Origin of the sequence: Arthrobacter sp. TMP15 (assembly GCF_039529835.1) — a bacterium.
Taxonomy (GTDB): domain Bacteria; phylum Actinomycetota; class Actinomycetes; order Actinomycetales; family Micrococcaceae; genus Specibacter.
Genome location: NZ_CP154262.1, coordinates 1,822,438 through 1,848,054 on the forward strand (window position 1 = coordinate 1,822,438; position 25,617 = coordinate 1,848,054).

Consider the following 25,617-nt stretch of genomic DNA (forward strand, 5'->3'; position numbering starts at 1 on the left):
TGATGGGTGCCGAAACCGAATATGGGATTCATGCTCCAAGCGGCGGCACCTTCAATGCCACATGGCTTTCAACCCAGGTGGTGCACGCCTATTCACAGTCAACCAAGCAGCGTGCCGCAGCCGGGGGTGAAACACGCTGGGACTACACGGATGAGGATCCGTTAGCTGATGCACGCGGGTGGTCCGTGCCCAGGGCGTCCGCGCATCCCAGTCAGCTCACAGATGTGGAACCGGAATTAACAGCAGCTCAGATTGCCCTTGAAGGCGGCGAGTGCGCAGACATCACGGCTCCCTTAATGATGAATATGGTGTTGGGTAACGGTGCACGGTTATACGTGGACCATGCACATCCGGAATATTCTTCGCCCGAGGTGACGAATCCTCTGGATGCTGTCCGCTGGGATGGCGCCGGGGACCTTGTGGCGCTAGCGGCCGTGCGCAGGATTGCCGCCACGCCGGGGTTGCCCGAGATTAACCTTTACAAAAACAACACTGATAACAAAGCGGTCTCTTACGGCAGCCACGAAAATTACTTGATGCCGCGCTCTGTCCCTTTCAGCAGCATTGTCCAAGGATTGACGCCTTTCTTCGTCACAAGGGCCATTATGTGTGGTGCTGGCAGGGTTGGGATAGGCCAGGATGGCTCCGGGGTTGGCTTCCAGATTAGCCAACGAGCCGATTTCTTTGAGGCTGAGGTTGGTTTGGAAACAACCATTCGCCGGCCCATAATCAACACCCGGGATGAACCGCATGCGGTGGCTACGAAGTACCGCCGGCTCCATGTGATTATTGGCGACGCAAACCTCAGCCAAATTGCCAACTACCTTAAATTCGGTACCAGCGCACTTGTGCTTGACATGATTGAGCACGGAAATGCCCCGGAACTGGAATTCTCCGATTCAGTCTCTACGCTGCAGGACATCAGCCACGACTGGGAACTGAAGCAAACGCATCAGCTCACAGATGGGCGGCGTGTCAGCGCTTTGGATGTGCAGTGGATGTACCTCAACGCCGCCAGGAAGCATGCGGAAGCCAACGGTTCAAGCCATCCCGCAACAGGTGACGGCCACACAGCAGCTCTACTGGCCAAGTGGGAAGAAGTCCTCACTGCCTTGGGCAGTGATCCGATGAGTCTTGCCAATCAGCTGGAATGGGTGGCCAAACTCAACCTCATGCAGCAATACAAAGCACGCGATGACATGGCGTGGAACGACCCCAGGCTGGGGCTCATTGATTTGCAGTGGTCTGACATCCGTCCCGAAAAGGGACTTTATTACAAACTTCTGCAGCTTGGCCGCATGCAACGGGTGGTCACCGACGAATCAATTCGTGCAGCTGTTCAGCAACCACCGACAGATACCAGGGCCTATTTCCGTGGCCGGTGTATTCAGGAATTTGGTTCACATGTGGTGGGTGCCAGCTGGGATTCAGTGATCTTTGAACTACCCGAGATGCGACGACTTCAGCGTGTTTCCACCAAGGAGCCGCTGCGTGGGACTGCAGAATTAACAGCATCTCTTTTTGATCAGAACAACGGGCTGGCGGATTTCCTGGGCCAATTGTTATCCGACACTCATTAGCAGGCAGCTTTTAGGGTCCGCTTTTAAGGTCCGCTGCATGAGAGACGCAGTTGATACCGGCACACAAATGTTGCACGTCCGTGGCAGGATGGGATCAGATGCCGGTGTCGGTATCTGGGAAACACGCAAAAAGGACTCATCATGGCATCGCAAGAACAAAAGAACACCTCCTCCCGCCCCGAAGAGGAACATCTCGAGGATGTGCCCCTGCCGGTCCCCAACCCGGATTCTGGATCCGCCCAGGCGGCTACCTCCGGCGTGGATGATTTACTCGATGAAATTGACGGCGTCCTTGAAGTCAACGCTGAGGAGTTTGTCCGCGGCTTTGTCCAAAAAGGTGGACAGTAGGGACTCATGAGTGCCCACAGCAGCCGCAATTTTCCAGCGCTGGAAACCGGAGGTTCTTCGTCGTCGTTCTTTGACCATGTCAGCCGCACCAATCCGGGGCTGCTGCCGTTCAGCCAAAACATCCCCGCGGGTACTGTTCCACTAACCCCACATGGCACAACCATCGTTGCCCTGACCTTCGCCGGTGGTGTCCTCATGGCAGGGGATCGCCGTGCCACCATGGGCTCCATGATCGCCAACAGGCATATTGAGAAAGTGTTCCCGGCAGATAGATACTCCGTGTTGGGGATCGCTGGAACTGCCGGCATCGCTATCGATATTGTGCGATTATTTCAGGTTGAACTTGAGCACTACGAGAAGATTGAAGGCACGCTGCTCAGTCTTGAAGGTAAGGCGAACCGACTTGGCGCAATGATCCGGGCAAACCTTCCCATGGCGTTACAGGGCCTCTCCGTGGTTCCGCTATTTGCCGGCATTGACGGCGATCAAGCGGTTGGGCGGCTCTTTTCCTACGATGTCACTGGCGGACGGTATGAGGAGCTTGAACACCACAGCATCGGCTCAGGCTCAGTGTTTGCCCGCGGTGCGCTGAAGAAGCTCTGGCGCCCGGAGCTGTCCCAAGATGAAGCCGTAGCCGTAGGGGTGGAGGCCCTCGTAGACGCAGCCGACGACGATTCGGCCACCGGCGGGCCTGACCTTGTGCGCAAGCTGTGGCCGGTGGTTTATGTTGTGCGGGACGACGGCGTAACAAGGGTTGCCCAGGAGGTGTTGGCTTCAGTGGTGGGGACCATCGTTACCCAACGGACCCTGGAACGAAGAGAGGCATAACATGGCACAACAATTTTATGTTTCCCCCGAACAGGTCATGAAGGATAGGGCCGATTTTGCCCGCAAAGGAATTGCTCGGGGTAAGTCAGTAGTAGTGCTGAGTTACCGAGACGGCATGGCCTTGGTGGCAGAAAACCCATCTCCAACGTTGCATAAGATCGGTGAAATTTATGACCGCATTGCGTTCGCCGCTGTGGGGAAGTACAACGAGTTTGAGAGTCTGAGACAAGCAGGTGTGCGTTACGCGGATGTGCGTGGTTATTCATACGACCGAGTTGATGTAACAGCCCGTGGTCTTGCCAGTGTTTACGCACAAAGTCTAGGTTCAGTTTTCACGGCAGAGCAAAAACCCTACGAAGTAGAACTCGCGGTAGCTGAGGTGGGGCAGCGGCAGGGTGAGGACCATATTTTTCGCCTGAATTTTGATGGCTCCATCTCTGACGAATCTGGTTTTCTGGCTATGGGGGGAAAAGCCGATTTGGTACAAGCAGAACTTGAGCACCTCTGGTCCACCGGGGCCACACTTGATAAAGCACTACGCTGGGCCGTCACCGCCTTGGAAACGCCGCGGGCCGCAGTGACGGCCGCCGGCGCAGGGACAGCCCAGCCCGTGTTGGCCAACACTTTGGAAGTAGCCATCCTGGATCGGACACCGGCACAGTCAAGTGGCTCATTTAGGTCCTTCAGACGACTCACACCCAATGACATCGCCAGGGAACTTAGCCAAGACTCTTCCCCCTGAACCGACCCAGGCTAGAAGAATCAGTTAGAGTCCCAGCAAGCAATCATGCACAACAACTAATGCACTACAACTTAGGAGGCCTCACTAGTGGACCGGCGGATATTTGGGATAGAAACTGAGTTTGGTGTGACATATTCTGCGCCCGGCTCACGTCCATTGTCCCCGGAGGAAGTTGCCAGGTATCTCTTCCGTAAAGTGGTGAGCTGGGGACGCTCCTCCAACGTTTTCTTACCCAATGGCTCACGCCTGTACTTAGATGTAGGGTCGCACCCCGAATATGCCACTGCCGAATGCGACAGTATCGGTTCACTCATTGCCCATGACAGGGCAGGGGAGACGATCCTGCACGAACTCGTTCAAGAGGCGCAGGATCGGCTGGAAACCGAAGGCTACCCGGGACAAATCTTCCTTTTCAAGAACAACGTGGATTCAGCGGGCAACTCCTACGGCAGCCACGAGAACTACTTGATCCCTCGCAGGGGCGAATTTAATCGTCTGGCAGACATCCTCATACCCTTCCTTGTTACCCGTCAGCTACTGTCCGGGGCCGGGAAGGTCCTTCCCGCGCAACAGGGCGGAAAGTACGCTTTCTCCCAACGAGCGGACCATATCTGGGAGGGCCTTTCATCCGCCACGACCCGTTCCCGCCCCATCATTAATACCCGCGACGAGCCCCACGCCGATGCTGAGCTGTACCGCCGTTTGCACGTCATTGTGGGGGACTCAAACATGTCTGAAACCACCACGATGCTCAAAGTGGGCAGCGTGGACTTAATTCTGCGCATGATTGAGGCCGGAACGATCATGAGTGACATGCGTTTGGAAAACCCCATCCGCAGCATCCGTGAAATCTCCAACGACATCACAGGCAAGCACCCTGTGAAGATGGCTGACGGTCGTACTCTGACAGCCATAGAAATTCAGCGGCATTATCTTGAGAAGGTCAGTAGCTTTGTCCGCTCGAACGGGGCTCATCACGAGCTGGTGCCACGCATTCTGGATTTATGGGAACGTACGCTGGATGCCGTTGAAGCCGAAAACTATTCAAGTATCGACACGGAAATTGATTGGGCCATCAAGGCCAAACTGCTGGGGGCTTACGCTGAGCGGCACCAGGTAAAATGGGGGTCACCAGAAGTTGGCCAGCTGGATTTGCGCTATCACGATATTTCGCCCGAGCGTGGACTGTTCAACAAGCTTCAGAGGCGTGGCGCAGCGGCAACTGTGAGTACGGCTGCCCAGATTGCCATAGCTACACAGACGCCACCAACAACCACTCGCGCCCATTTGCGCGGAAAATTTGTCACAGCAGCACGCGATGCCGGCCGCGACTACACGGTTGATTGGGTGCACTTGAAGCTCAATGATCGGTCCCATCAAACGATCCTCTGCAAGGATCCGTTTAAGAGCCAGGATAAAAGAGTGGATGCGATGATCGCTTCTCTGCGGGGCGGGCATTGACAGGCAGCACCACCCTTGGCGCCGGTTGAGCACGTAAAATAGACACCAGAGTTCTTCTTTCACATCTACATTCAACTCAACAAGCAGGTTCCGTCCAGCTTTAGCCACTAGGCTGATTGCTGTTCATGGCCCCGAAGTGTTCACTACGCTCCGTTTGTTCCCATAATCCTTTTCCCAACTTCGAAAGTGTGCCTGTGCGCCGATTTCTTGCCCTGCTTCTTCCTCTGCTGCTCTTAACGACAGCATGTTCACCCGGATCCTCCGATCCTGCTTCCTCGAATGCCCCAAGCGTCTCCATTCCACCAGCCAACGCCGAGGCCCTGGCATCGGTGAAAGTTCAGGATCAAGGTAAAGGCAAAGCGCCCAAAGTCACTTTTGACACACCCTTGAGTGTTCAATCCGAATCAATCCGGGTTGTCAACGAGGGCAAAGGCGAGCCTGTCAAGGCTGGTCAAGCTGTGACCCTTCAGGCTATCGAGCTCAATGCTAAAGATGGGAAAGCCACCGCAGACAGCTTCAGCGAACCAGCGGGTCAGCGCCTTGTCTTTGACGACACATTCAAAGCACAAAACGCCGTGGTATATGACACTTTCGTTGGCGCCAAGGTCGGCTCATACGTGGCATACGCCAACCCCCAGGCCACAGCCGCACAGAGCGGCACGGAAGCGCCCGCACAGCCCACAGTCCTGACAGTGTTCCTGATTGAGGCTGCCAGTGACGTTGCCAAGCCGCTGAGCAAGCCAGAAGGTGAGAGCGTCACCCCGCCCGCCGGCCTACCAACGGTGAAGGACAATGACAAAGGTGTTCCGGAGATCAGCATCGGAGACGCCAAGGCTCCCACGGAACTTGTTGCACAGGATCTGATCATTGGTAAGGGTCCCGCGTTAAAGGCCACCGACACGCTTGTCGCCAACTATGTAGGTGTGAACTTCGTTGGTGGGGAAGTCTTCGACTCCAGCTTTGGCAAGGGCGAACCTGCCACCTTTGGATTGAACCAGGTCATCAAGGGTTGGACTCAGGGCTTAACGGGTAAAACTGTAGGCTCACGAGTACTGCTCGTAATCCCCAAGGACTTGGCTTACGGCGACGGCGGCCAGGGTAAGGCCAAGGGCGATCTTGTCTTTGTTGTTGATATCCTTGGTGTCCAGTAACTAGAAAAATCTTCCACAACGAGGAGCATCATGTCTTTTGGAACCCGTAACTTTGACCGCAGCAAGCCCGAAATCGATTTCCCGGAACACGGTGCCCCCACCGAACTGGTCATTGAAGAGCTAATCGAGGGCGAAGGTCCAGCAGTCGTTGCAGGAAATACAATTTCAGCCCATTATGTTGGAGTTGCTTTCTCCACTGGTGAGGAATTTGATTCTTCCTGGAACCGGGGCACCCCTCTTGAGTTCAAGGCCGGCATCGGTCAGGTTATTCAGGGCTGGGACCAGGGTCTGCTCGGCATGAAAGTTGGCGGACGCCGTCGACTGGAAATTCCCTCCGAATTAGCCTACGGATCACGTGGCGCGGCCGGAGCGATCGCTCCTAACGAAGCGTTGATCTTTGTCGTTGACCTGATGGGCGTGCGGTAAGGCCCACTCTCACAAGCGGCCCACTCCGGCATCGCCGGTGAGATCCACAAAAATATCAAACAATCTGGTCGCCAAGGTATTTCTTGGCGACCAGATTGTTTCCCTTTAACCTCCGCGATCTATTCCTTCAAATAATCCGCCATTTCCTGGCCGGGCCCGCTCGTTGGCGATAAGTTGGCGTACCGGCTAGTACTGTGGGCCATGTGTCCATAAAAATTGATGCCACTGAACGGCTATTAAACTTGGTGATTGCCCTGCTGGGGACCCGCCGCGGCTACAGCAAGAGCTACCTGCGTGAAAATATTAACGGGTACGTGGATTCTTCCTCCAGCGCCGAAGAGCGGGCCAGAGCTAATGCCTCTTTTGAACGAATGTTTGAGCGAGACAAGAAGATTTTATTGGACTTGGGCATCCCGATCAGGCAATCAGAAGTCCAAGGCAATGACACCTACGATCAAGTGCTGTACCGGATCAATCCAGATGAGTACCGTGTCCCGGCAGTACGTCTGGATGAATCGGCCATGACACTGCTCTCGATTGCCGCGAACCTGTGGGCTGAAGCCTCTCTTGGGGCCGCAGCGCAATCTGCACTGCGCAAAATCGCTACGCGCGCTGGGACAAGCTGGTATGAGGATCAAAGAACCTCTCAGTCGCGTATTCGAACTGCAGAGCCGTCCTTTGAACCCCTGTGGGCCGCGTTGCGCAATCACCATCCTGTGACCTTTAGCTATCGCCGCACGGGGGCCACGGAGAGCGCCAACCGCACAGTCCAACCGTTGGGTTTGGGCAATAAGTATGGGCAGTGGTATCTGGCTGCGTTCGATGTTCAGAAGTCCCAAGAGCGTAATTTTCGGCTGTCACGGATCACCTCCGACGTTGAAGTTCATATCCAAGAAAACTTCGAGCGTCCCCACAATTTTTCTATTTCCAATGTGCTTGCACGGCTGGGCACAGGCACCACCCACACGGCAGAGGTAGCCGTCCCGGTTGGGTCAGCCAACTGGTTACGTAGCCGGGCTGGTACTGAAATTATCTCAGATTCGCCATGGGCGAAGGACGGCTGGGATGTTCTACACATCAGCTTCCGTGAACCTGAGCTAATGGCCGACGACGTCGCGGCCATGGGTGCGCAGGGTCTGGTTTTGGCCCCTCCTGAGTTTCGCGAGGCAGTTGCTCGCAGGTTGCAAGGAGCCGCCAAAGCAGCGGCTGTGACCCCCATTCGTCTGGATGCAAAAGCAGTCCTGGCCTCGTCTCCTGCCAAGAAGAAGGACTCCCGGGACAGGCTAATACGGCTTTTGTCCATGGTTCCTTACCTGGTAGCCAATCCGGGCGTAACCGAAGCCGAGGTGCTCAGCGAATTTGGCATCAGCGCCCGCGACTGGTCTAAGGATCAAGACACACTAAACGTCACTGGATTACCAGGTTACTTCCACGGCGATCTGATGGATGTAAGCACTGAAACCGGGCAAGTATTCATCAGAGATGCTGAAACACTCTCAGCCCCCCTGCGGCTAACTCAAGAGGAAGCCTGCTCTGTGCTTGTTGGTCTGCAAGCCCTCACTGCCATTGCTAACACGGGAGAAGAACAAGCACTGAAACGGGCCATAGATTCAGTGAGTGCTGTTGCTGGCCCGGATGCCTGGCTGGCTAATGTTGTAGGCCTTCACCTGGTCTCCGGCACGGAAATCGAAACCATCGCAACATTGCAAAGAGCGATCGATAACTCCCGCGCCTGCACCATCTCTTACTTGGTGCGCACCCGAGATGAGGTGAGTAAACGCGTTATTGAACCTCGCCGGCTATTCTCTATGGACTCTCTCTGGTATGTGCGCGCCTGGTGCCGACAAGCACAGGAACTACGCAGCTTCCGGGTTGATCACATCAAGGAGCTGGTAGAGGGCGATGCACAGGAACATGCCGTCGGCGATACCGTGAGCTGGGACTCCAGTAACGGTATTTATCATCCAAACAGCAACGACATCGCAATAGATTTACTCACCGATGTTGCCACCGCCCAACGTCTGAGCCCAGCGTACAACGCCACAATCTATGCAGTAAGCACGGCTGGCGGACCCGGCGAGGACACGGATGAGGTCTCCGATCTGGTCGGTCTGCGGCTGTTAGTGGGTGACACTGCCATGCTTGCCCCGCTCATGGCTCGGCTCGGAGGACACGCCAGAGTTGCGGCTCCGGAGACTGTTCGGCTTGCTGCGGCGGCATGGTTGGCTGGCGCAGCTGCAAACTATGACGCTGTGGGCGAAAACACTCCGGCACCTCCCAGCCAGGGCAGATAGACTCACAGGATGCTCTGGTGGTCTTGGATTCTTATTTGGTTGGCGCTTGTAGCGCTCTCACTGCTCTTCATCGCCTTTTTGGGCTTTAAACTGTGGCGTGGAGCCACCTCCACGGTCCGCACTTTTAGCGAAGTCTCGGCCGAGCGGGCTGCCTATTGGGATTCAAGTATAGAAAAAGCCACGATTGCTCAGGTCATCGAGCCACGAAGCGTTGTGCCAGGTAGTGCTGTTTTTGCCTCACCTGAAAAAATGAAGGATGATTACCTAGCTACCAAAGAAGAACGGCGTTTTCTCCGACTTCAAAGGCGCGTCGCCCGCAGGAAAGAACGCGGACAGCTCCAATCCTTGCGCGACATCGAAGCAATACAAGACGTAGGATGAACCAAAAGGAAAGGCTTTACCGTGGGAAGACTTTTTGAGAGCCCCTGGGCTATCACCATCATCATCATTGTTGTCCTCTTGCTCTTCGCAGCCCCAAAACTGCCGGGCATGGCCCGTAGTCTGGGCCAGTCCATGCGGATCATCAAATCTGAGGTCAAGGAGATGAAGAACGACGGCAAGGAAGATGCCTCCACCCCGTCAGCTCCACCCGCCGCATCTACAGCCCCCCATGCATCGAGTGCTCCCTCAGCACCCGAGGCACCCTTCGAGGGCAAGATTGTCAATAACCCCACGCAGGGAAATACACAGGGCGAGGGCACCGGAACCGGTACCGGCGCTCAGTCATAGAAACGATTGCGGAACCGGTGGGTGCCAAAAAAGGTCGTAAAGCGAATCCCGAAGGACGGATGCCGCTCAAAGCGCACCTAATTGAAGCCAGAAATAGGCTCTTTAAGAGCGCCTTGGCTATGCTGCCAGGAGTTGTTCTTGGCTGGATTATCTATGATCCGCTCCTGTTTGCTCTGACGCAGCCTTTGCGTGATATCAGCCATGAACGGAACATCGTTGCAACCCTGAACTTTCAGGGTGTTACGACGTCCTTTGACTTGAAGATCCAGATTTCCCTGATTCTTGGGCTGATCATCGCCTCACCCGTATGGATATACCAGCTGTGGGCTTTCATTACCCCCGGGCTTACTAAGAAAGAACGCCGCTACACCCTTTCTTATATGTTGGCCTCGGTACCACTTTTCCTTGCTGGGATTTATGCTGGTTGGCTTATTTGGCCAAATATTGTGAAGGCCCTCACGTCTTTCACACCAGCAGGCAGTGAAAGCGCAAATATCATTACGGCGCTTGAGTACCTGCATTTCGCTATGCAACTCATGCTGTTTATGGGCGTGGCCTTCCTGGTACCTGTTCTACTTTTTGCGCTCAACGCTATTGGCTTGGTCCGCGGCCGGACCTACTTGAAGGCTTGGCGCTTCACCATTCTGGGCGTAACCATCGTCTCGGCGATGGCAGCCCCGGGGTCGGACGTCATGAGCATGTTTTTCCTGGGTGCCCCGCTGTTGATACTATATTTCGGTGCCATTGGTTTGTGCATACTCAACGACAAGCGACGTGATAGACGCGACGCTAAAAAGGCCAAGGAGTCCGAAGGCAACGCGGATCTGCCCACACCCTCGAAGGACTTGGAGATCCTTTAAGCTGACGTAGGCTAGTACTATGCCAAGCTCAGAAATGCCCAGTCCTTCCGAACGCTTTCTGGCAGCCAAGCTGCGAGTTCAGGACCAAGGAACAGATTTCGGAGACTTTAAGGCAGGGCTGGACTTTGACTTAGACGTTTTTCAAGACACCGCGTGCCGGGCCGTTCAGGCTGGCCGCGGTGTTTTGGTTGCCGCACCCACAGGTGCCGGCAAGACGATCGTGGGTGAGTTTGCAGTTCATCTGGCACTCACCCGGGGAAACAAGGCATTTTATACAACCCCCATCAAGGCACTGAGCAACCAAAAATTCCAGGAGCTGGCAGCCAAGTACGGTGCTGACAACGTGGGCCTGCTAACGGGGGACACCAGCGTGAACTCCGAAGCTCCGGTGGTGGTTATGACCACCGAGGTACTGCGAAACATGTTATACGCCGATTCCCACACTTTGACGGGGCTTTCCTATGTAGTGATGGATGAAGTTCACTACCTAGCAGACCGCTTCAGGGGGGCTGTATGGGAGGAAGTAATCATCCACCTGCCAAGTGAAGTGTCCGTCATCTCCCTGAGCGCCACTGTTTCCAACGCAGAAGAGTTTGGTGCCTGGCTTGGCACCGTGCGTGGAGACACGGCAGTGGTCGTCTCAGAACACCGCCCTGTGCCTCTCTGGCAACACGTGATGGTCCGACGCGACTTGGTTGACTTGTTCGCGGAGAACATACCCTTTGATCAGATCGCGGTGGAAACCACCAGCACCAGCGGTGCCAAAACTCCCAAGATCAACTCTGAGCTGCTAAAACTTGCACGCTCGGAATCTGTCAGCACAGGTAAGGGCAACAGCCACGGCCGTCGAGGCTCGGGGGGCTCTCGCGGGCGCGGGCAACACAATGACGGGCAAAGTTGGGCCAAACCGGCATCGCGGCCACAAGTGATACGTGCCCTGGAGAGCCAAGATCTGCTCCCGGCCATTACTTTTATTTTTTCTCGGGCCGCTTGCGACGCCGCCGTGCAACAATGCGCAGCAGCTGGATTGTGGCTGACAACTGAGACAGAGCGAAGCGAAATTGCCCGGCGCGTGGACTCGGCCTGCGCCGAACTTCCGGATGCGGACAAAGACGTTTTAGGCTTTTGGGGTTGGCGCGACGGCCTACTGCGCGGTCTCGCTGCGCACCACGCGGGCATGCTGCCCAGTTTCAAAGAAGTTGTTGAGGACCTGTTTGCAGATGGTCTTGTGCGAGCTGTCTTCGCCACGGAAACCTTGGCACTGGGCATTAATATGCCGGCCCGGACGGTTGTTCTGGAAAAGCTGGAAAAATACAATGGCGAAGCCCATGTGGCCATCACTGCGGGGGAGTACACCCAGCTAACGGGCCGGGCCGGACGTCGAGGGATCGATATTGAAGGCCACGCTGTTGTGCTGTGGCAACCCGGCACTGACCCGGCAGCTGTGGGCGGTTTAGCCTCAAAACGCACCTACCCATTGAACTCAAGCTTCCGTCCCACGTACAACATGAGCATTAACCTCGTTGCGCAGTTTGGTCGCCCTCGAACACGCCAGATCTTAGAGTCCTCTTTTGCTCAGTTTCAAGCTGATCGTTCCGTGGTTGATTTGGCCCGTCAAGTCCGCTCGCGTGAAGAGTCTCTGGCTGGCTACGAAAAGTCCATGAGTTGCCATCTGGGTGACTTTACCGAGTATGCCAAATTGCGCCGTGAACTCTCCGATCACGAATCTGGGGCCTCGAAATCAAAAGCCAAGCAGCGCCGTGAGACCATCGTGGAATCTGTGGCCAATCTGCGCGCCGGAGACGTGATTATGATTCCCGTTGGGCGCAACGCAGGTTACGCGGTCGTACTTGATGCTGATGCCAACTCTCGTGCTCCACGGCCCGGCATACTTGGTGTGGACAAGGAGTACCGCCGGCTGAGCCTGCATGACCTCAACGCCCCGCTTGAGGCGCTCGCCCAAGTGCGGATCGCAAAGGGATTCAATGCCAGGGTTCCCAAGGACAAAAGAAATCTACTGGCCGCTGTTCAGGCCCGCTTGGCGGATACGTCCGGACAACGCCCACACCGCTCGGCAGAATTTGCGCACCGAGACCAGGACCTGGTTGGTGTTGAGAATGAGGGCATTGCAACCCTGCGAAGGGCGTTGCGCGCTCACCCTTGCCATGCCTGTAGCGATAGGGAAGACCATGCCCGATGGTCTGAGCGATGGTGGAAACTGCGCAAAGAAACGGATGGGATCATCCGGGCCATCCAGGCACGAACGAACACTATTGCCCGCACTTTTGACAGGGTCATTGATCTGCTCTCCGGCTATGGCTTTGTGGTTGCCGATGCTGGTGGGAATCTGCAACCAAGCCGGGATGGTCAACGCCTGCGCCGGGTCTACGGAGAGAAGGATCTTTTGATTGCGCTGGCGCTACGCCAGGGATCGTTTGAGGATCTGGACGCGCCTGAGTTGGCCGCCTTTGTCACCACCTTGGTTTACCAATCCAAGCGCGACGCCGAGGGAGCCCGGCCCAGGATGCCCAGCGTCAGTATGGAGCAAGCCGTTGAAGACGTCATTGTGCTGTGGACAGGGCTCCAGGACGCCGAGGAATCGCACAGGCTTCCCTTGACAAGCGAACCCGAACTGGGACTGCTCTGGCCCATGTACAAGTGGGCGAAGGGCCGCAGCCTCCACGAGGCACTTCAAGGCACCGACCTCGCCGCCGGAGACTTTGTGCGCTGGTGCAAACAGGTCATTGACCTACTGGGGCAACTCTCACAAGTCACCTCGATGCCTCCAGGCTTCGCATCCGTATGCCGCTCCGCGATGGATCTTGTGCGCCGAGGAGTAGTGGCTTACACCACTGTGGTGGAATAACAGCTTGTGTCGGTGCCGACCAATCATATTTTCTCTTGTTTCTTTGAAAGGACAGCTTTCTCATGTCATTAACTTTGTATCGAAACGGCTCTGTTTACAGTGCTGCGGACCCTTTCGCCACGGCCATGTTAGTGGACGGGGATACGGTGGCTTGGGTTGGCTCCGAGCATGCGGCAACGTCACTGCTTGATACCCGTATGCGGGAAGTTAATCTTCGTGGAGCACTGGTAGCTCCGGGCTTTGTTGACTCCCATGTTCACATTACCGAGACCGGTCTTTCACTTGGCTCGGTGTCACTCACGGGGGCACGTTCAGCGCAGGAGCTTCTAGACCTGGTTGCGGGCGCCGCTGCGCAGAGTAGCGGATTGCTGCTTGGTCATGGTTGGGACAACTCCTTGTGGGCAGTGCCTGAGCTTCCCACAGCAGCTCAGCTGGAACGGGCCGCCGGTGGGCGTGAACTTTACCTGGCACGAGTCGACGTTCACTCAGGCCTGGTTTCTGCGGCATTGGCACGGCGTTGTGATCTTGCAAGCATGCCTGGCTGGGACGGGGAAGGACTTGTTAGTGGACGTGCCCATGCCACGGCTAGGGATGCTGCACGCGTGCTTACTCCCGAACAGCTCGTGCGCGTCCAAGAACGTGCCCTCCAACACGCGGCCCGGAATGGCTATGTAGCGTTGGCTGAGATGAGCGCCCCCCACGTGGGGTCGATCCAGGATTTGGCATCTCTGATGGCGTTGACACAACCTTCCACATCTCAGAACTCCGGTGCCACAGCGGCACCGAGCGTTTACTCCGGAGGTAGTGTCTCTTCAAGCACTAGTGGCCAGTACTTCCCGCAGGTGTTGCCCTACTGGGGCCAGCTGGTTTCAAGTGTGGATCAGGCTCGTGCTGTGCTGGCTGAGTTATCTGGGCTGGGCGTGGATGTTCTTGGACTGGCAGGGGACATCAACGTCGATGGCTCCCTCGGATCCAGATCAGCACTTCTGCGAAACCCATACACCGACGCGCCCGGAACCACTGGCGTAGCACACCTCACAGTTGATCAGGTTGGAAGCCATTTCGCAGCCGCCTCAGAGCTTGGTCTCAGCGCCGGATTCCATGTCATTGGAGAGGGCGCCATGGACATTGTGGTGGCCGGTCTAAAACAAGCGAGCCAAGAAGTAGGCCTCGATAAGATTCGGGCGGCCGGGCACCGGCTCGAACACGCCGAAATGGTTGATGAGGCTGCCATGGCGGTCTTGGCCATACATGCTGTTGGGGTGTCGGTACAGCCGGCTTTTGACGCTCTCTGGGGTGGTATCGATGGCATGTACGCACGGCGTTTGGGCACGGCTCGAGCGAGAGAGCTCAACCCATTGGCCCGTTTCTACAGTGCAGGTGTGCCCGTGTTCTTCGGCTCCGATTCACCAGTGACTGCATTGAGCCCTTGGGCTAGCGTCCGTGCGGCGCTTAACCACCACGAACCCAGTTCTCGAATCTCTGCACGGGCCGCATTCATAGGTCATACTCGTGCCGGTTGGCGCGCCGCCAAGTCCACGAACCCCTTGCAGGGGCAATTAGTGCCAGGTGCTCCCGCTAGCTTCGCCGTGTGGGATGTGGAGGAGCTGATGGTGCAGGTTGCCGATGAAAGAGTTCAATCGTGGTCCACCGATCCACGCGCCCGAACCCCGCTGCTTCCCGCCCTTGATAGCAAAACTGATCCTCGCTGCCTGCAAACGGTGCACATGGGCCGTGAACTCTACGTCAACGAAGACTTGGACTCCGGGGCTGAGCTGGCTTAATTCCACGCAAAAAACGACCTGGAGGGGTCTATCTTCCTTGACCAATCCCGCGCCTGACCTGCATCGATGCACATCGGTGCAGGTCAGCACCGTGTTGACACCAAGCGCACAGGCAATTAGTTTTAGGGGAGCGGAGAACCTCCTATGAGGAGGGACCCGGTCGGAGCGGGAAACCGTCCTACCGACACTAGGGAGATAGGTCTGCGCGCCACTAGAAAACAATTCGGCCTTAGCCTGTTAAGCACTTTGTTTGTACATTTTTGTCAACATTTTACTTTGGGCTGAGTCCTCTTTGGTCCGAAGGCGTGCAGACTTATCTTCTCGTCTTGTCACCGGCGTATACGCCCGGTCTACAAGCATTGTGAACCACTAACGGTTGGGTCCTCACATATACTGGTGATTCGGCATTGCCTGTCCCATCCGCTGTGAGTAGGATCCTCCTTCTGGCTTCGGCGGAAACAGTGCACGGCCTCCCACCAATTTTTCTCCACTGAAAGGCACCAATTGTTGCGTGTCCTGACGATTATCCCCACGTACAACGAGATCGAATCACTGCCCAAAACTTTCACTCGTCTCCGTGCGGCCGTGCCTCACTCTGACGTACTCATCGCCGATGACAATAGCCCTGACGGCACAGGTGACTGGGCCCAAGAATTTGCCGCCACCGATGACCAAGTCCACGTTCTACACCGCGCCGGTAAAGAAGGTTTGGGGGCGGCGTACCTTGCCGGTTTCGCATGGGGTCTGGATGCGGGATATGACGTCCTAGTTGAGATGGACGCAGATGGCTCACACCAGCCAGAACAACTGCCATTGCTTCTTGACGCGATTGACCAGGGTGCGGACCTGGTATTGGGTTCTCGTTGGGTTCCAGGGGGCAAAGTGGTCAACTGGCCGCTGCACCGCAAACTCATTTCCACCTGTGGCAGCCTCTATTCACGCGTTTTGCTTGGCATCCCCATCCGCGATGTGACAGGTGGCTACCGGGCCTTTCGCCGCAGCACCTTGGAAGCCCTTGATTTGGACTCTGTGGAATCAGTGGGCTACGGCTTCCAGGTGGACATGCTGTGGCGCGTCTGCCAGCAGGGACTCAAAGTTGTTGAGGTGCCCATCACCTTCGTGGAGCGCGAGTTTGGCGCATCCAAGATGAGCGGGAATATTGTTCAAGAAGCCATGCTCAACGTCACCAAGTGGGGCCTAAGCGCACGGTGGCGCAAGCTAACCGGCAAGTCAAAATAGCCATAACTGCCGCAATGAAAAGCCAGGCTTGACTACAAATACGTGAGTATGAAGAAAAGGTGGGCCACCCGATCGGGTGGCCCACCTTTTCTTCATACTCACGTTAATGGCTGCCTTCGAAACAACGGAGCCAACGCATCCAACTAAACCTTTTCGCCGCGCTTTTCCCGCAGAAAGGTCAAACGATCAGCCAGAATGGTTTCCAGCTCCGGTAGGCTACGGCGTTCCAAAAGCATGTCCCAGTGGGTGCGGATCGGTTTGTCATTGGAAGTATCCGGGGCCTCCCCATTCACAAGGAGAGCTTCCTTGCCGGTCTTGGACATCCATGTCGCTGGGATATCGGCTTCGGATGAGAAAGTGACAAACACCTGCTCACCGTCGGGGCAACGGTATTCTACGCGCTGGCGGGGGGCCGGCTCCACACCGGATTCCGTCTCCATGCTCTGTGCGCCCAAGCGCATGCCACGCAGGCTGCGATCGCTCATGACTTCTCCCTCAAGTTGTGCCATGCTCCAAGACGTTCATGGAGCACGAGTGTAAGGCCCTGATTTTTCCCGGCTCCCGATTTTCTGGGCTTCCGTTGTTCTTCAAGACTTTGACGACATTAATATCAACGCATCACCGCATGCAATTGTTCCTGCATGGCTTGGATGTGAAAAATGCGGCCGGGCAAAACGCCACGCGGCCAAGCACCCATTATACGTGCTTGGCCACCCTCATCATGCCGTTGCTGTTCCAGGAGTGGTGTGGGCTACGCTTCCGAGCTCATGGCGGGCTCACCGGCATCGTCACTGTCAGGGGTTGTTGTCCCCAGAACATTCCCGATCCCCTTCAATGCCTCGCCTACTTCGCTGGGGATGATCCACAGTTTGTTTGAGGTACCGGAGGCAATCTTGGGCAGCGTCTGCAGGTACTGGTAGGCCAATAGCTTCTGCGTGGGATTGCCCTTGTGGATAGCACTGAAGACCTTCTGAATAGCCTGCGATTCACCATCTGCACGCAAAATCGCCGCCTTGGCATCACCCTCAGCCTTCAAGATGGAGGACTGGCGTTCACCTTCTGCGGTTAAAATAGCTGACTGCTTAGTTCCTTCAGCTGTCAAAATAGCCGCACGGCGATCACGCTCAGCACGCATCTGCTTTTCCATGGAGTCCTGAATGGACAAGGGCGGGTCAATGGCCTTGAGCTCTACCCGACTGACTCGGATGCCCCAGCGGCCTGTGGCCTCATCGAGGACACCACGCAGCTGGCCATTGATCTGATCACGGGAGGTCAGAGCCTCCTCCAGGTTCAGTCCACCCACAACGTTACGCAAGGTGGTAGTTGTCAGCTGTTCAACTGCCTGAATGTAGTTCGCGATCTCATAGGTCGCTGCCCTAGGATCTGTGACCTGAAAATAAACAACGGTGTCAATGGAGACCACAAGGTTATCTTCGGTGATCACTGGTTGCGGCGGGAACGAGACAACCTGCTCGCGCAAATCCAGCAGGGGCAGCAGGCGATCCACAAACGGAATCAGCACTGTCAGACCTGGGTTGAGTGTGCGCTGGTATTTACCCAGCCGTTCGACAACACCCGCACGTGCCTGCGGAACGATGCGCACGGAACGAACAAGGACAATAACTACGAATATCAGTAGGACTAAAACAACAAATAGCCACACAATGGTGCCTGCTCCGTCTCCCATGAAATCCCCTCTTCTCTATGTAAAGATCTTTGCATCTGTGCCAACATGGCCCGCGGGCGTGAACTCGCGGTCCGGCAGCTATGCCTAAGTTGTTGTTGTGGCTGTGTCGGGGAACTTGTGCGCCATTGGCTGGTTCACAATTGCAGTTGCTCCGTCAATGGCGGCTACTTCAACTGCTGAACCAACAGCAAATACACTGCCTTCGGTGATCCGGGCGCTCCAAATGTCTCCACCAATCTTCACCAACCCCCCGGTCAAACCAACCGTTTCCAGGACCACTGCCTTCTGGCCAATTAAGCGGTCAACGTTGGAAAGCTGGTCAGCGGGCCCGCGGTGAAGGTGGGCTAGCGCCAAGGGTCTGATCAGAACTGTTGTTGCAAGGGCAACTACGCAGAAAACCACTATCTGCAACCACAGTTCAGCGTGGAACAGGAAGGCCAGTAAGGCGGCTAATGCTCCCACTGACATCAAGATGAAGTACAGATTCAGCGTCAACATCTCAGCGACGGCCAACAGCAGGAAAACTGTCAGCCAGATTATCCAGCCAAAGTCATTAATCCATTCAAGCATTGAGTCCCCCTTAGAGACTTATTTCCGTATTTCCGAGCCTACTACGTGAGGCTGGGAAAAGACGGCTAAATGACCGCTTGAAGTGGCATTCGCAGCGGGTCAGCTCCAACACGGTCGGCAATGCGCGCCAAAATTTGTACACCGTCACTGAGCTGTCCGTCGTTGTAACAAAACGGCAAACGCAAGTACCGCTCAAAGGCCCCATCGATCCCAAATCGAGGCCCCGGAACCAGACCGAGCCCTTCAGCCCGTGCGGCCAGCGCAAGAGCCGAGCTAGAGACGGTCTCGGTGTTGATCCACAGGTTCAATCCACCATCCGGGATCTGCACCTGCCACTGGGGTAGGTGTTCGCGAAGCAACGCGATAGCCATGTCCCGTCCACGTCTTAGATCCACGCTGCGGCTGGCTGTCATTGAGGGGAGGTCCGCAATGAGTGAGGTGGCCACCAGCTGCTCAACTAGAGGCGTACCCAAGTCTGTTGCGGGACGGTTGCGCAAAAATTGAGCCATCATCTCGCGCGGTCCACGGATCCAACCCACCCGAAGTCCACCCCATGCCAGTTTTCCTAGAGAACCCAAGGTGAGGGCAGTGGGGGAGAAGATAGCCATGGGCGGCATGGTTCCGCGGTCAATATCAAGCATCGCGGTGGTCTCATCAATGACTAAGGTAGTGCCCTCCCTTGCTGCTGCTGCGCCCAGATACTCACGTTCTTGAATGGACATGCTCATACCTGTGGGGTTATGAAAGTCGGGCATGAGGTAAGCCAAGCTGGGTGCTGCACGGCGAATCTGCAAAAGTGCCTCTTGCAAATCCCAGCCGCCCTGCTGGCGGACGGGAAAGGCTAGAACGCGGGCACCCACAGAAGCAAAGGTGTCGAGGGCATGCGGGTAGGTTGGCTGTTCTACCAGGATGCGCTCACCGGGGGAGTAGAGCGTACGCGTGACAAGGTTCAGCGCATGCTGGGCTCCGATTGTGACAAGGATCTGATCGGCGGAAGTGGGCAATGACCGGTCGGTGTAACTCTGGGCGATAGTTTCGCGGAGCTGTGGCAGCCCAACCAGGTCAAAACCGTCATGGCCCAACCACGCAGGCAGTTGCTCCAGCGCGGCGGCATAAGCAGCCGGGATCCCGGGGTAGGCAGGTGCTGTGGCCCTGGTGAAGTCAAGAGGCAATCCCGCATGAACAGCATGCTCTCCGCGTTCTCGTCCAGGGAGCTGAAGAGTGCTCCCTGACCCCCTGACACTGTCAAGAAACCCGTCCTCACGAAGCTTGGAGTAGGCCGCAGCAACTGTGGTTCGGCTCAATTCCAATGCTTGACTGAGTTCTCGCTCGGCAGGTAATTTTGCGCCGCTAGAGAGCCGGCCATCCATCAAAAGCACCCGAATTCGAGCGGCCAAAGCCTTGTAGGCTGGGGCATTGCTGCGCCATTCGCCAAGCTCCCTGACGAGGCGCCGTCCAGTGACAAAAGAGTTCATGATGCCAGATTAGATGAATTGGCACTGTTGCGTAAGTCCAATTTGACTAAACTGGGTTCATGGCTCTGTTCTTTACCTCCCAAAACCTTCCCCTCAGAGTGTTCCGGCTCTTTCTTGGCCTTGCACTCTACGGAGTTGCCATCTCCTTGATGATTAGAGGGAATATTGGGGCCTCACCGTGGGATGTATTTGCCCAAGGCTTGTCCCGCACCACGGCGATGTCCTTTGGGTTATGCACCATCATCATTAGCGGGGTTGTCCTGCTGCTCTGGATCCCGCTAAAACAATGGCCAGGCTTTGGCACCATTGCCAACGCCGTCCTTGTTGGCGTCTTCGCTGATGTGGGTCTGGCCTTGATTCCACAAGCGCACCACCTGGGTCTGCAGATACTGTCCTTTAGCGGGGGCCTGTTCACGCTGGCCTTCGCCACAGCACTGTACATTGGTGCGGGCTTGGGTCCTGGTCCCCGCGATGGACTAATGACAGGACTTGTCCGTGTCACCGGCAGGCCCGTTTGGCTGATCCGGACAGCCATTGAACTCTCCGTGGTGGTGGTTGGGTTCTTCCTTGGCGGAGTTGTTGGGGCAGGAACCGCAGCGTTCGCCCTAGGAGTGGGGCCGCTGACCCAACTAACATTGCGTTGGCTGCATGTGGATCTGCACGCCAAGCGTCCTGGTGCAATGCTGGATGTGAGCAGCCTGGAGCCCATCCGGCCTCTAACTCAGAACTAAGAATCAAGACAGGGACTCGCGCTGTATCAGGAGATTACGGAACCTGTGCAAAAATTGAGATGCGGAATGCTGCTGTGGCAGATGTCTGCGGTTGTGCGTTTTTTTCTGCGTGTCTCTTAGTCTGTGCGGATAGATTCGAAAGACGCTTGCGCAATTCATCCGCGTCAAGATGATGCCCGGCCGGCCCCATGAGCGCCACGTTAACAACGTCGGGCAGATCCAACAATAGCGGCACGAGCAATTCCTGACTATCGATCAGTACAAAATGTTCCGCCATGGCCTGGACCAACGCCACTTCCTTATCATCCTGGATGGCCAACATCCCCGCATCCTGTGCAATTTCGGCCAAGTGCCCCGGGAGGGGAGTGATAACAATGACGGTTCCTCCCGGCTTGAGGATACGGGCGAATTCACGCACGTTGCGGGGCGCAAAGATGACAAGTACGACGTCGGCCGTGTCAGTTCCCAAGGGCAGCTCACGCCACAAGTCCCAGACAATGTTGGCTACCTGTGGATTGCGCCGAGCGGCTCTGCGTAGCGCAAACTTGGAGATATCAAGGCCCACTGCCACCACGTTGGGCATTTCACCGAACTGTTCTTCAGTCTCGGTGTTTACCGATGCTAGGACCTGATGCAAGTACCAGCCTGTGCCGGTGCCAGCATCCACAATCACTGCCGGCTCGCTCTCACCTGCCGAAAGCTGTGCCTTGGATAGTTGTGCCCTGGAAAGCTGCTTGCTCACTTGCCTTGCCACCTCATTAGCCAGCGCACTGTAGTGCCCGGCATCAAGGAAGGCATCGCGGGCAGCCACCATGTCTGCTGTATCGGAAATGAACTTGGTCCCATGACCGGTCAGTAAGTTCACGTACCCTTGGCGGGCAATGTCGAAACTGTGGCCATCCGCGCAAACAAGAGCATTGGCTCCGGGTAGGGGATAAATGAATGACCTTCCGCAATGGGGGCACAACAAGGCATTGACGGCAACGATTTCCATGCTTCCAATCTTAGGTTGCCCCCGCACCCGGCCAACACCGCGGCGTCAGCCTAGAACCTTAGCCCGTCCCTAGCGGCCGCTATGTCTGGGTTAGCCCAGTGTTTGTTGTATTCGGCGTTACTGGCCAGCGAACGCGTGTGGGCCGTGTCTATATACAAGGTGCCGGCAAGATGGTCGCTCTCGTGTGCCACGATCCGTGCCTGCCACCCAGTGAACTGGCGCGTGTGCGCGCTGCCGTGTTCGTCGTCGTACGTCAATTCAACAGACTCAGCCCGATCAACCACCGCTTGCCAGCCGGACATCGATAGGCACCCTTCGTAGTGGGATATCAGCCCAGTCCCGATGGCAGTGTATTGGGGGTTCAGGATGGTGAAGAGTTCCAGCGGCTCTCGGTTGCGAGCTTCGGCGTTCTCAGCCGACACATCGTATTGGTCCTCAAGGACTGCCAGCTGCAGCGGGATGCCGATCTGCGGCGCGGCAAGACCCACCCCCGGGGCGGCACGCATTGACTCGGTCATGATCTCAATCAGCTGCGCGAGTTCATTTGCGGTTAGCTGCCCCGTGAAGGGCAGCGACGGGGCCCGCAACACCGGGTGCCCAGCCTGCACAATCTGGGGAAGCTCACCGGCCTCGAGTACGGCTGCAACAGAAGCCTTGAGGTAGGCGTTGTTGAACAGTGCGTAGCCAGGATCAATGTAGCAAGGATCAATCATGTGTTGCCTCTATCGGTAGCGGGGTAAGAATTCAATAGTGCTGGCCACCATTGTGCCAAGCAATGCGTGCGGCTGCAGGCGTTCCTCTGAGCCGCCTTCCTGCAGCGGCCTCTGTTACCTCTTGCGGTCGGGGGCTAAGGTGGCCTTAAGGGTCGTCTGAGAAAAGGGATAGACATGTCTTCTAACAGCTTCGATGCACGCAGTGAACTCCTCGTCGATGGCGAGTCGTATGAGATTTACCGTTTGGATAAAGTGCCGGGCTCCGGCCGGCTTCCTTATAGCTTGAAGGTTCTGTTGGAGAACCTGCTCCGTAACGAGGACGGCCATCTGGTTACAGCTGAACAGGTGCGTGCGGTGGGGGACTGGGACCCGAACGCGGAGGCCAGCAAAGAGATTCAGTACACGCCTGCACGGGTTTTGATGCAGGACTTCACCGGCGTCCCTTGCGTTGTTGACTTAGTAGCCATGCGTGATGCCATGTCAGATCTGGGTGGAGATCCCACCAAAATCAATCCACTGATTCCGGGGGAGCTTGTCATTGACCACTCGGTTATTGCCGATGTTTTCGACCGGCCTGACGCCATCACCGTCAACTCTGAGATGGAATTTACGCGCAATCAGGAACGCTACCAACTCCTGCGTTGGGCACAACAGTCCTTCGCCGATTTCCTTGTTGTGCCGCCAGATACGGGTATCTGCCATCAAGTGAACCTTGAGTATCTTTCCCGGGTGGTGTTCACCAGGAAGCGCGACGGCGTGACTGCGGCCTATCCCGACACTCTTGTTGGCACTGACTCGCACACCCCCATGGTGAATGGCTTGGGCGTGCTTGGCTGGGGTGTTGGTGGCATTGAGGCAGAAGCAGCCATGCTGGGCCAGCCCATGAGCATGCTGGTACCTGCGGTTGTTGGCTTCAAACTCACTGGCGAGTTGCCTGAAGGAACCACGGCTACTGACCTGGTCCTGACGGTGGCGCAATTGCTGCGCAAGACCCGGGTTGTAGGGAAATTTGTTGATTTCTTTGGTCCCGGTGTGGCGAATGTGCCCCTGGCAAATAGGGCAACATTGGGCAATATGAGCCCGGAGTACGGTTCCACCTGCGCCATCTTCCCCATTGATGATGAAACGCTGAACTATATGCGCCTGACGGGACGCGATGAACACCAGATCAAACTCGTAGAAGCCTATGCCAAGGAGCAGGGTCTATGGCACGATCCATTACACACGCCTGATTACAGTCAGATCGTTGAACTTGATCTCTCCAGCGTTGAAAGCTCCATCGCCGGGCCCAAGCGCCCACAGGATAGAATCCCGCTGCGTAGCGCGGCCCGTGCAGTCCGTGGTTTGCTTGCTGGCGAGTCCCAGGACGTTGCCGTATTTGCCGGTGGTCTAGATGATGCCGGCGACGAGTCCTTCCCGGCCAGCGACCCCGTGGCCATTAGTTCGCGTATTCCCCGTGATGAGCCACCACGGGTGTACGCGGATAGTGACGGTGATGATTCACTCCAGTGGCCCAGCGACCCAGCGGACATTGTCCTAGACGGGCAAAAGCACACCATCGATCACGGCGACATCGTCATAGCCGCCATCACTTCCTGCACCAACACCTCCAACCCCTCTGTCATGATTGGCGCCGGCCTGCTGGCCAAGAAAGCCGTTGAGCTGGGGCTGGACCGCAAACCATGGGTGAAGACTACGCTTGCTCCCGGTTCACGCGTGGTGACGGATTACTTCAACCGTGCAGGGCTCACACCGTACCTTGAGAAGCTCGGCTTCAGTCTTGTGGGCTACGGCTGCACCACCTGCATCGGCAACTCGGGCCCACTTATTCCTGAAGTCAGCGCCGGAGTCAACAGCAATGACCTCACAGTGGCTGCTGTCCTTTCGGGCAATAGAAACTTTGAGGGCCGCATTCACCCCGAAGTGAAGATGAACTTCTTAGCTTCTCCACCGCTTGTCATTGCTTATGCACTTGCCGGGTCAATGCATGTTGATCTCCTTAAGGACCCGCTGGGGACCTCCACAGATGGCAACCCTGTATTCCTTAAAGATATTTGGCCCACCATGGCGGAGATCAAAGAAGTGGTAGATGCCAGTCTCGAGGCGCAAATGTTCACCGACGGATACGCCGATGTCTACCACGGGGATGAGAACTGGCGCGGCATGGATGTTCCGGAGGGCGATATGTTCGCTTGGTCCGATGACTCCACGTATGTGTGTAAGCCCCCATACTTTGACGGTATGCAGCGTGAGCCGTCTCCCATCACTGACATTGTTGGCGCGCGGGTGTTGGCATTGCTGGGGGACTCCGTCACCACAGATCACATTTCTCCGGCAGGAAACATCAAAAAATCCACACCGGCGGGACAGTACCTACTTGAGCACGGCGTTAATCAGGTTGATTTCAACTCCTATGGCTCTCGACGCGGAAACCACAACGTCATGATCCGTGGCACTTTCGCGAACATTCGTCTGCGTAACCTCCTGGTACCGGGGGTGGAGGGTGGCTTCACCAGGCGCTCTGCGGATGGCCCGGTGGAAACTATCTTCCAGGCTTCCAGTGCGTACCTAGAAGAGGGTACGCCCCTGGTTGTTATAGCTGGCACGGACTACGGATCGGGTTCTTCGCGTGACTGGGCTGCCAAGGGCACCATGTTATTAGGAGTAAAAGCAGTCATTGCGGCGTCGTTTGAGCGCATCCACCGTTCCAACTTGATTGGAATGGGAGTCCTGCCACTGCAGTTCAAGGATGGAGATAGTGCGCAATCCTTGGGCCTGACCGGACTGGAGACCTACTGCATCGTTGGTCTGGCTGGCGCAAATCCACTACCCAGGGAAGTCACAGTCCGGGTGGAGTCCGACGGCGGTTCACGCGAGATTGTGACAACTCTGCGGATCGATACACCAGCTGAAGAGGCGTACTACGTCCATGGCGGGATATTGCAATATGTCCTGCGTCAGCTCCTAGATTCTTAACAGGGATTCTGGGCCACGCCTTCCCGCACTTTGACCGCAATTTCCCCATAAGTTCCTTATGTCAGCTCACTCGTTGGAAATCATTGGGAGGTAGACATTGTTACGGAGGGCATGTCCCGGAAAGCGGCGGCACATATTCAGAGTCGCGGGGAACGTGCATAAT

Annotated in this window: 22 protein-coding genes; 16 read left to right on the forward strand and 6 right to left on the reverse strand. The window is 56.3% G+C overall.

Features of this window, described 5'->3' with window-relative positions; translation table 11 throughout:
- The first annotated feature begins 2 nt into the window (after nt 1-2).
- The 14 genes from dop (at nt 3) to AAFM46_RS08040 (ending at nt 16,308) form a co-directional block, all read left to right on the forward strand.
- Nucleotides 3-1,580, forward strand: a complete 1,578-nt coding sequence (gene dop, locus AAFM46_RS07975) for a depupylase/deamidase Dop (RefSeq protein ID WP_343320418.1) — start codon at nt 3-5, stop codon at nt 1,578-1,580.
- Nucleotides 1,581-1,721: 141 nt separating this feature from the next.
- On the forward strand, nt 1,722-1,928 hold the full coding sequence (locus AAFM46_RS07980) for a ubiquitin-like protein Pup (protein WP_283526934.1): 207 nt from the start codon (nt 1,722-1,724) through the stop codon (nt 1,926-1,928).
- A gap of 6 nt (nt 1,929-1,934) precedes the next feature.
- Nucleotides 1,935-2,756, forward strand: a complete 822-nt coding sequence (gene prcB, locus AAFM46_RS07985; RefSeq protein ID WP_343317318.1) for a proteasome subunit beta — start codon at nt 1,935-1,937, stop codon at nt 2,754-2,756.
- Between the two features lies 1 nt (nt 2,757).
- Nucleotides 2,758-3,498: a proteasome subunit alpha gene (prcA, locus tag AAFM46_RS07990; RefSeq protein ID WP_343317319.1), complete on the forward strand. Its 741-nt coding sequence runs from the start codon at nt 2,758-2,760 to the stop codon at nt 3,496-3,498.
- Between the two features lie 87 nt (nt 3,499-3,585).
- A complete protein-coding gene (gene pafA, locus AAFM46_RS07995; RefSeq protein ID WP_343317320.1) occupies nt 3,586-4,959 on the forward strand; it encodes a Pup--protein ligase in 1,374 nt (457 codons plus the stop codon).
- A gap of 194 nt (nt 4,960-5,153) precedes the next feature.
- Nucleotides 5,154-6,110, forward strand: coding sequence for an FKBP-type peptidyl-prolyl cis-trans isomerase (locus AAFM46_RS08000; protein WP_343317321.1), 957 nt, complete (start codon nt 5,154-5,156; stop codon nt 6,108-6,110).
- A gap of 30 nt (nt 6,111-6,140) precedes the next feature.
- Complete coding sequence (locus tag AAFM46_RS08005; RefSeq protein ID WP_343317323.1) at nt 6,141-6,536, forward strand: FKBP-type peptidyl-prolyl cis-trans isomerase; 396 nt, start codon at nt 6,141-6,143, stop codon at nt 6,534-6,536.
- Nucleotides 6,537-6,739: 203 nt separating this feature from the next.
- Nucleotides 6,740-8,830 carry a WYL domain-containing protein gene (locus tag AAFM46_RS08010; protein ID WP_343317324.1) on the forward strand — a complete coding sequence of 697 codons (2,091 nt, stop codon included), beginning with the start codon at nt 6,740-6,742 and terminating at the stop codon, nt 8,828-8,830.
- Between the two features lie 9 nt (nt 8,831-8,839).
- On the forward strand, nt 8,840-9,211 hold the full coding sequence (locus AAFM46_RS08015; protein WP_283526950.1) for a hypothetical protein: 372 nt from the start codon (nt 8,840-8,842) through the stop codon (nt 9,209-9,211).
- Nucleotides 9,212-9,232: 21 nt separating this feature from the next.
- A complete protein-coding gene (gene tatA / locus AAFM46_RS08020; protein WP_283526952.1) occupies nt 9,233-9,559 on the forward strand; it encodes a Sec-independent protein translocase subunit TatA in 327 nt (108 codons plus the stop codon).
- Nucleotides 9,560-9,618: 59 nt separating this feature from the next.
- Complete coding sequence (tatC, locus tag AAFM46_RS08025) at nt 9,619-10,419, forward strand: twin-arginine translocase subunit TatC (protein WP_283526953.1); 801 nt, start codon at nt 9,619-9,621, stop codon at nt 10,417-10,419.
- Between the two features lie 19 nt (nt 10,420-10,438).
- Nucleotides 10,439-13,285, forward strand: coding sequence for a DEAD/DEAH box helicase (locus AAFM46_RS08030; protein WP_343317325.1), 2,847 nt, complete (start codon nt 10,439-10,441; stop codon nt 13,283-13,285).
- Nucleotides 13,286-13,347: 62 nt separating this feature from the next.
- Nucleotides 13,348-15,069, forward strand: a complete 1,722-nt coding sequence (locus AAFM46_RS08035; protein WP_343317327.1) for an amidohydrolase family protein — start codon at nt 13,348-13,350, stop codon at nt 15,067-15,069.
- Between the two features lie 507 nt (nt 15,070-15,576).
- On the forward strand, nt 15,577-16,308 hold the full coding sequence (locus AAFM46_RS08040) for a polyprenol monophosphomannose synthase (RefSeq protein WP_343317328.1): 732 nt from the start codon (nt 15,577-15,579) through the stop codon (nt 16,306-16,308).
- 143 nt (nt 16,309-16,451) lie between these two features.
- Here AAFM46_RS08040 and AAFM46_RS08045 read toward each other — a convergent pair whose 3' ends face one another.
- The 4 genes from AAFM46_RS08045 to AAFM46_RS08060 all read right to left on the reverse strand — a co-directional run bounded on the left by AAFM46_RS08045 (nt 16,452) and on the right by AAFM46_RS08060 (nt 20,040).
- Complete coding sequence (locus AAFM46_RS08045) at nt 16,452-16,793, reverse strand: RNA polymerase-binding protein RbpA (protein ID WP_283526961.1); 342 nt, start codon at nt 16,791-16,793, stop codon at nt 16,452-16,454.
- Between the two features lie 266 nt (nt 16,794-17,059).
- Complete coding sequence (locus AAFM46_RS08050) at nt 17,060-17,995, reverse strand: SPFH domain-containing protein (RefSeq protein WP_283526963.1); 936 nt, start codon at nt 17,993-17,995, stop codon at nt 17,060-17,062.
- 84 nt (nt 17,996-18,079) lie between these two features.
- A complete protein-coding gene (locus AAFM46_RS08055) occupies nt 18,080-18,565 on the reverse strand; it encodes an NfeD family protein (protein WP_283526965.1) in 486 nt (161 codons plus the stop codon).
- Between the two features lie 65 nt (nt 18,566-18,630).
- A complete protein-coding gene (locus AAFM46_RS08060) occupies nt 18,631-20,040 on the reverse strand; it encodes a PLP-dependent aminotransferase family protein (RefSeq protein WP_343317329.1) in 1,410 nt (469 codons plus the stop codon).
- Between the two features lie 59 nt (nt 20,041-20,099).
- Between AAFM46_RS08060 and AAFM46_RS08065 the strand changes: the two genes are divergently transcribed.
- Nucleotides 20,100-20,771, forward strand: a complete 672-nt coding sequence (locus AAFM46_RS08065; RefSeq protein WP_343317330.1) for a hypothetical protein — start codon at nt 20,100-20,102, stop codon at nt 20,769-20,771.
- 34 nt (nt 20,772-20,805) lie between these two features.
- Here AAFM46_RS08065 and AAFM46_RS08070 read toward each other — a convergent pair whose 3' ends face one another.
- Both AAFM46_RS08070 and AAFM46_RS08075 read right to left on the reverse strand, forming a co-directional pair.
- Complete coding sequence (locus AAFM46_RS08070; RefSeq protein ID WP_343317331.1) at nt 20,806-21,765, reverse strand: putative RNA methyltransferase; 960 nt, start codon at nt 21,763-21,765, stop codon at nt 20,806-20,808.
- Nucleotides 21,766-21,815: 50 nt separating this feature from the next.
- Complete coding sequence (locus tag AAFM46_RS08075) at nt 21,816-22,478, reverse strand: peptide deformylase (RefSeq protein ID WP_343317332.1); 663 nt, start codon at nt 22,476-22,478, stop codon at nt 21,816-21,818.
- 174 nt (nt 22,479-22,652) lie between these two features.
- Here AAFM46_RS08075 and AAFM46_RS08080 point away from each other — a divergent pair, with 174 nt between their 5' ends.
- Nucleotides 22,653-25,454, forward strand: a complete 2,802-nt coding sequence (locus AAFM46_RS08080) for an aconitate hydratase (RefSeq protein WP_283526997.1) — start codon at nt 22,653-22,655, stop codon at nt 25,452-25,454.
- Nucleotides 25,455-25,617: the final 163 nt, after the last annotated feature.

Coding starts and splice junctions, on each gene's coding strand:
- dop (WP_343320418.1), top strand. CDS start 3: ATGGGTGCCGAAACCGAATATGGGATTCATGCTCCAAGCGGCGGCACC.
- AAFM46_RS07980 (WP_283526934.1), top strand. CDS start 1,722: ATGGCATCGCAAGAACAAAAGAACACCTCCTCCCGCCCCGAAGAGGAA.
- prcB (WP_343317318.1), top strand. CDS start 1,935: ATGAGTGCCCACAGCAGCCGCAATTTTCCAGCGCTGGAAACCGGAGGT.
- prcA (WP_343317319.1), top strand. CDS start 2,758: ATGGCACAACAATTTTATGTTTCCCCCGAACAGGTCATGAAGGATAGG.
- AAFM46_RS08005 (WP_343317323.1), top strand. CDS start 6,141: ATGTCTTTTGGAACCCGTAACTTTGACCGCAGCAAGCCCGAAATCGAT.
- AAFM46_RS08015 (WP_283526950.1), top strand. CDS start 8,840: ATGCTCTGGTGGTCTTGGATTCTTATTTGGTTGGCGCTTGTAGCGCTC.
- tatC (WP_283526953.1), top strand. CDS start 9,619: ATGCCGCTCAAAGCGCACCTAATTGAAGCCAGAAATAGGCTCTTTAAG.
- AAFM46_RS08030 (WP_343317325.1), top strand. CDS start 10,439: ATGCCAAGCTCAGAAATGCCCAGTCCTTCCGAACGCTTTCTGGCAGCC.
- AAFM46_RS08035 (WP_343317327.1), top strand. CDS start 13,348: ATGTCATTAACTTTGTATCGAAACGGCTCTGTTTACAGTGCTGCGGAC.
- AAFM46_RS08045 (WP_283526961.1), bottom strand. CDS start 16,793: ATGAGCGATCGCAGCCTGCGTGGCATGCGCTTGGGCGCACAGAGCATG.
- AAFM46_RS08050 (WP_283526963.1), bottom strand. CDS start 17,995: ATGGGAGACGGAGCAGGCACCATTGTGTGGCTATTTGTTGTTTTAGTC.
- AAFM46_RS08055 (WP_283526965.1), bottom strand. CDS start 18,565: ATGCTTGAATGGATTAATGACTTTGGCTGGATAATCTGGCTGACAGTT.
- AAFM46_RS08060 (WP_343317329.1), bottom strand. CDS start 20,040: ATGAACTCTTTTGTCACTGGACGGCGCCTCGTCAGGGAGCTTGGCGAA.
- AAFM46_RS08065 (WP_343317330.1), top strand. CDS start 20,100: ATGGCTCTGTTCTTTACCTCCCAAAACCTTCCCCTCAGAGTGTTCCGG.
- AAFM46_RS08070 (WP_343317331.1), bottom strand. CDS start 21,765: ATGGAAATCGTTGCCGTCAATGCCTTGTTGTGCCCCCATTGCGGAAGG.
- AAFM46_RS08075 (WP_343317332.1), bottom strand. CDS start 22,478: ATGATTGATCCTTGCTACATTGATCCTGGCTACGCACTGTTCAACAAC.
- AAFM46_RS08080 (WP_283526997.1), top strand. CDS start 22,653: ATGTCTTCTAACAGCTTCGATGCACGCAGTGAACTCCTCGTCGATGGC.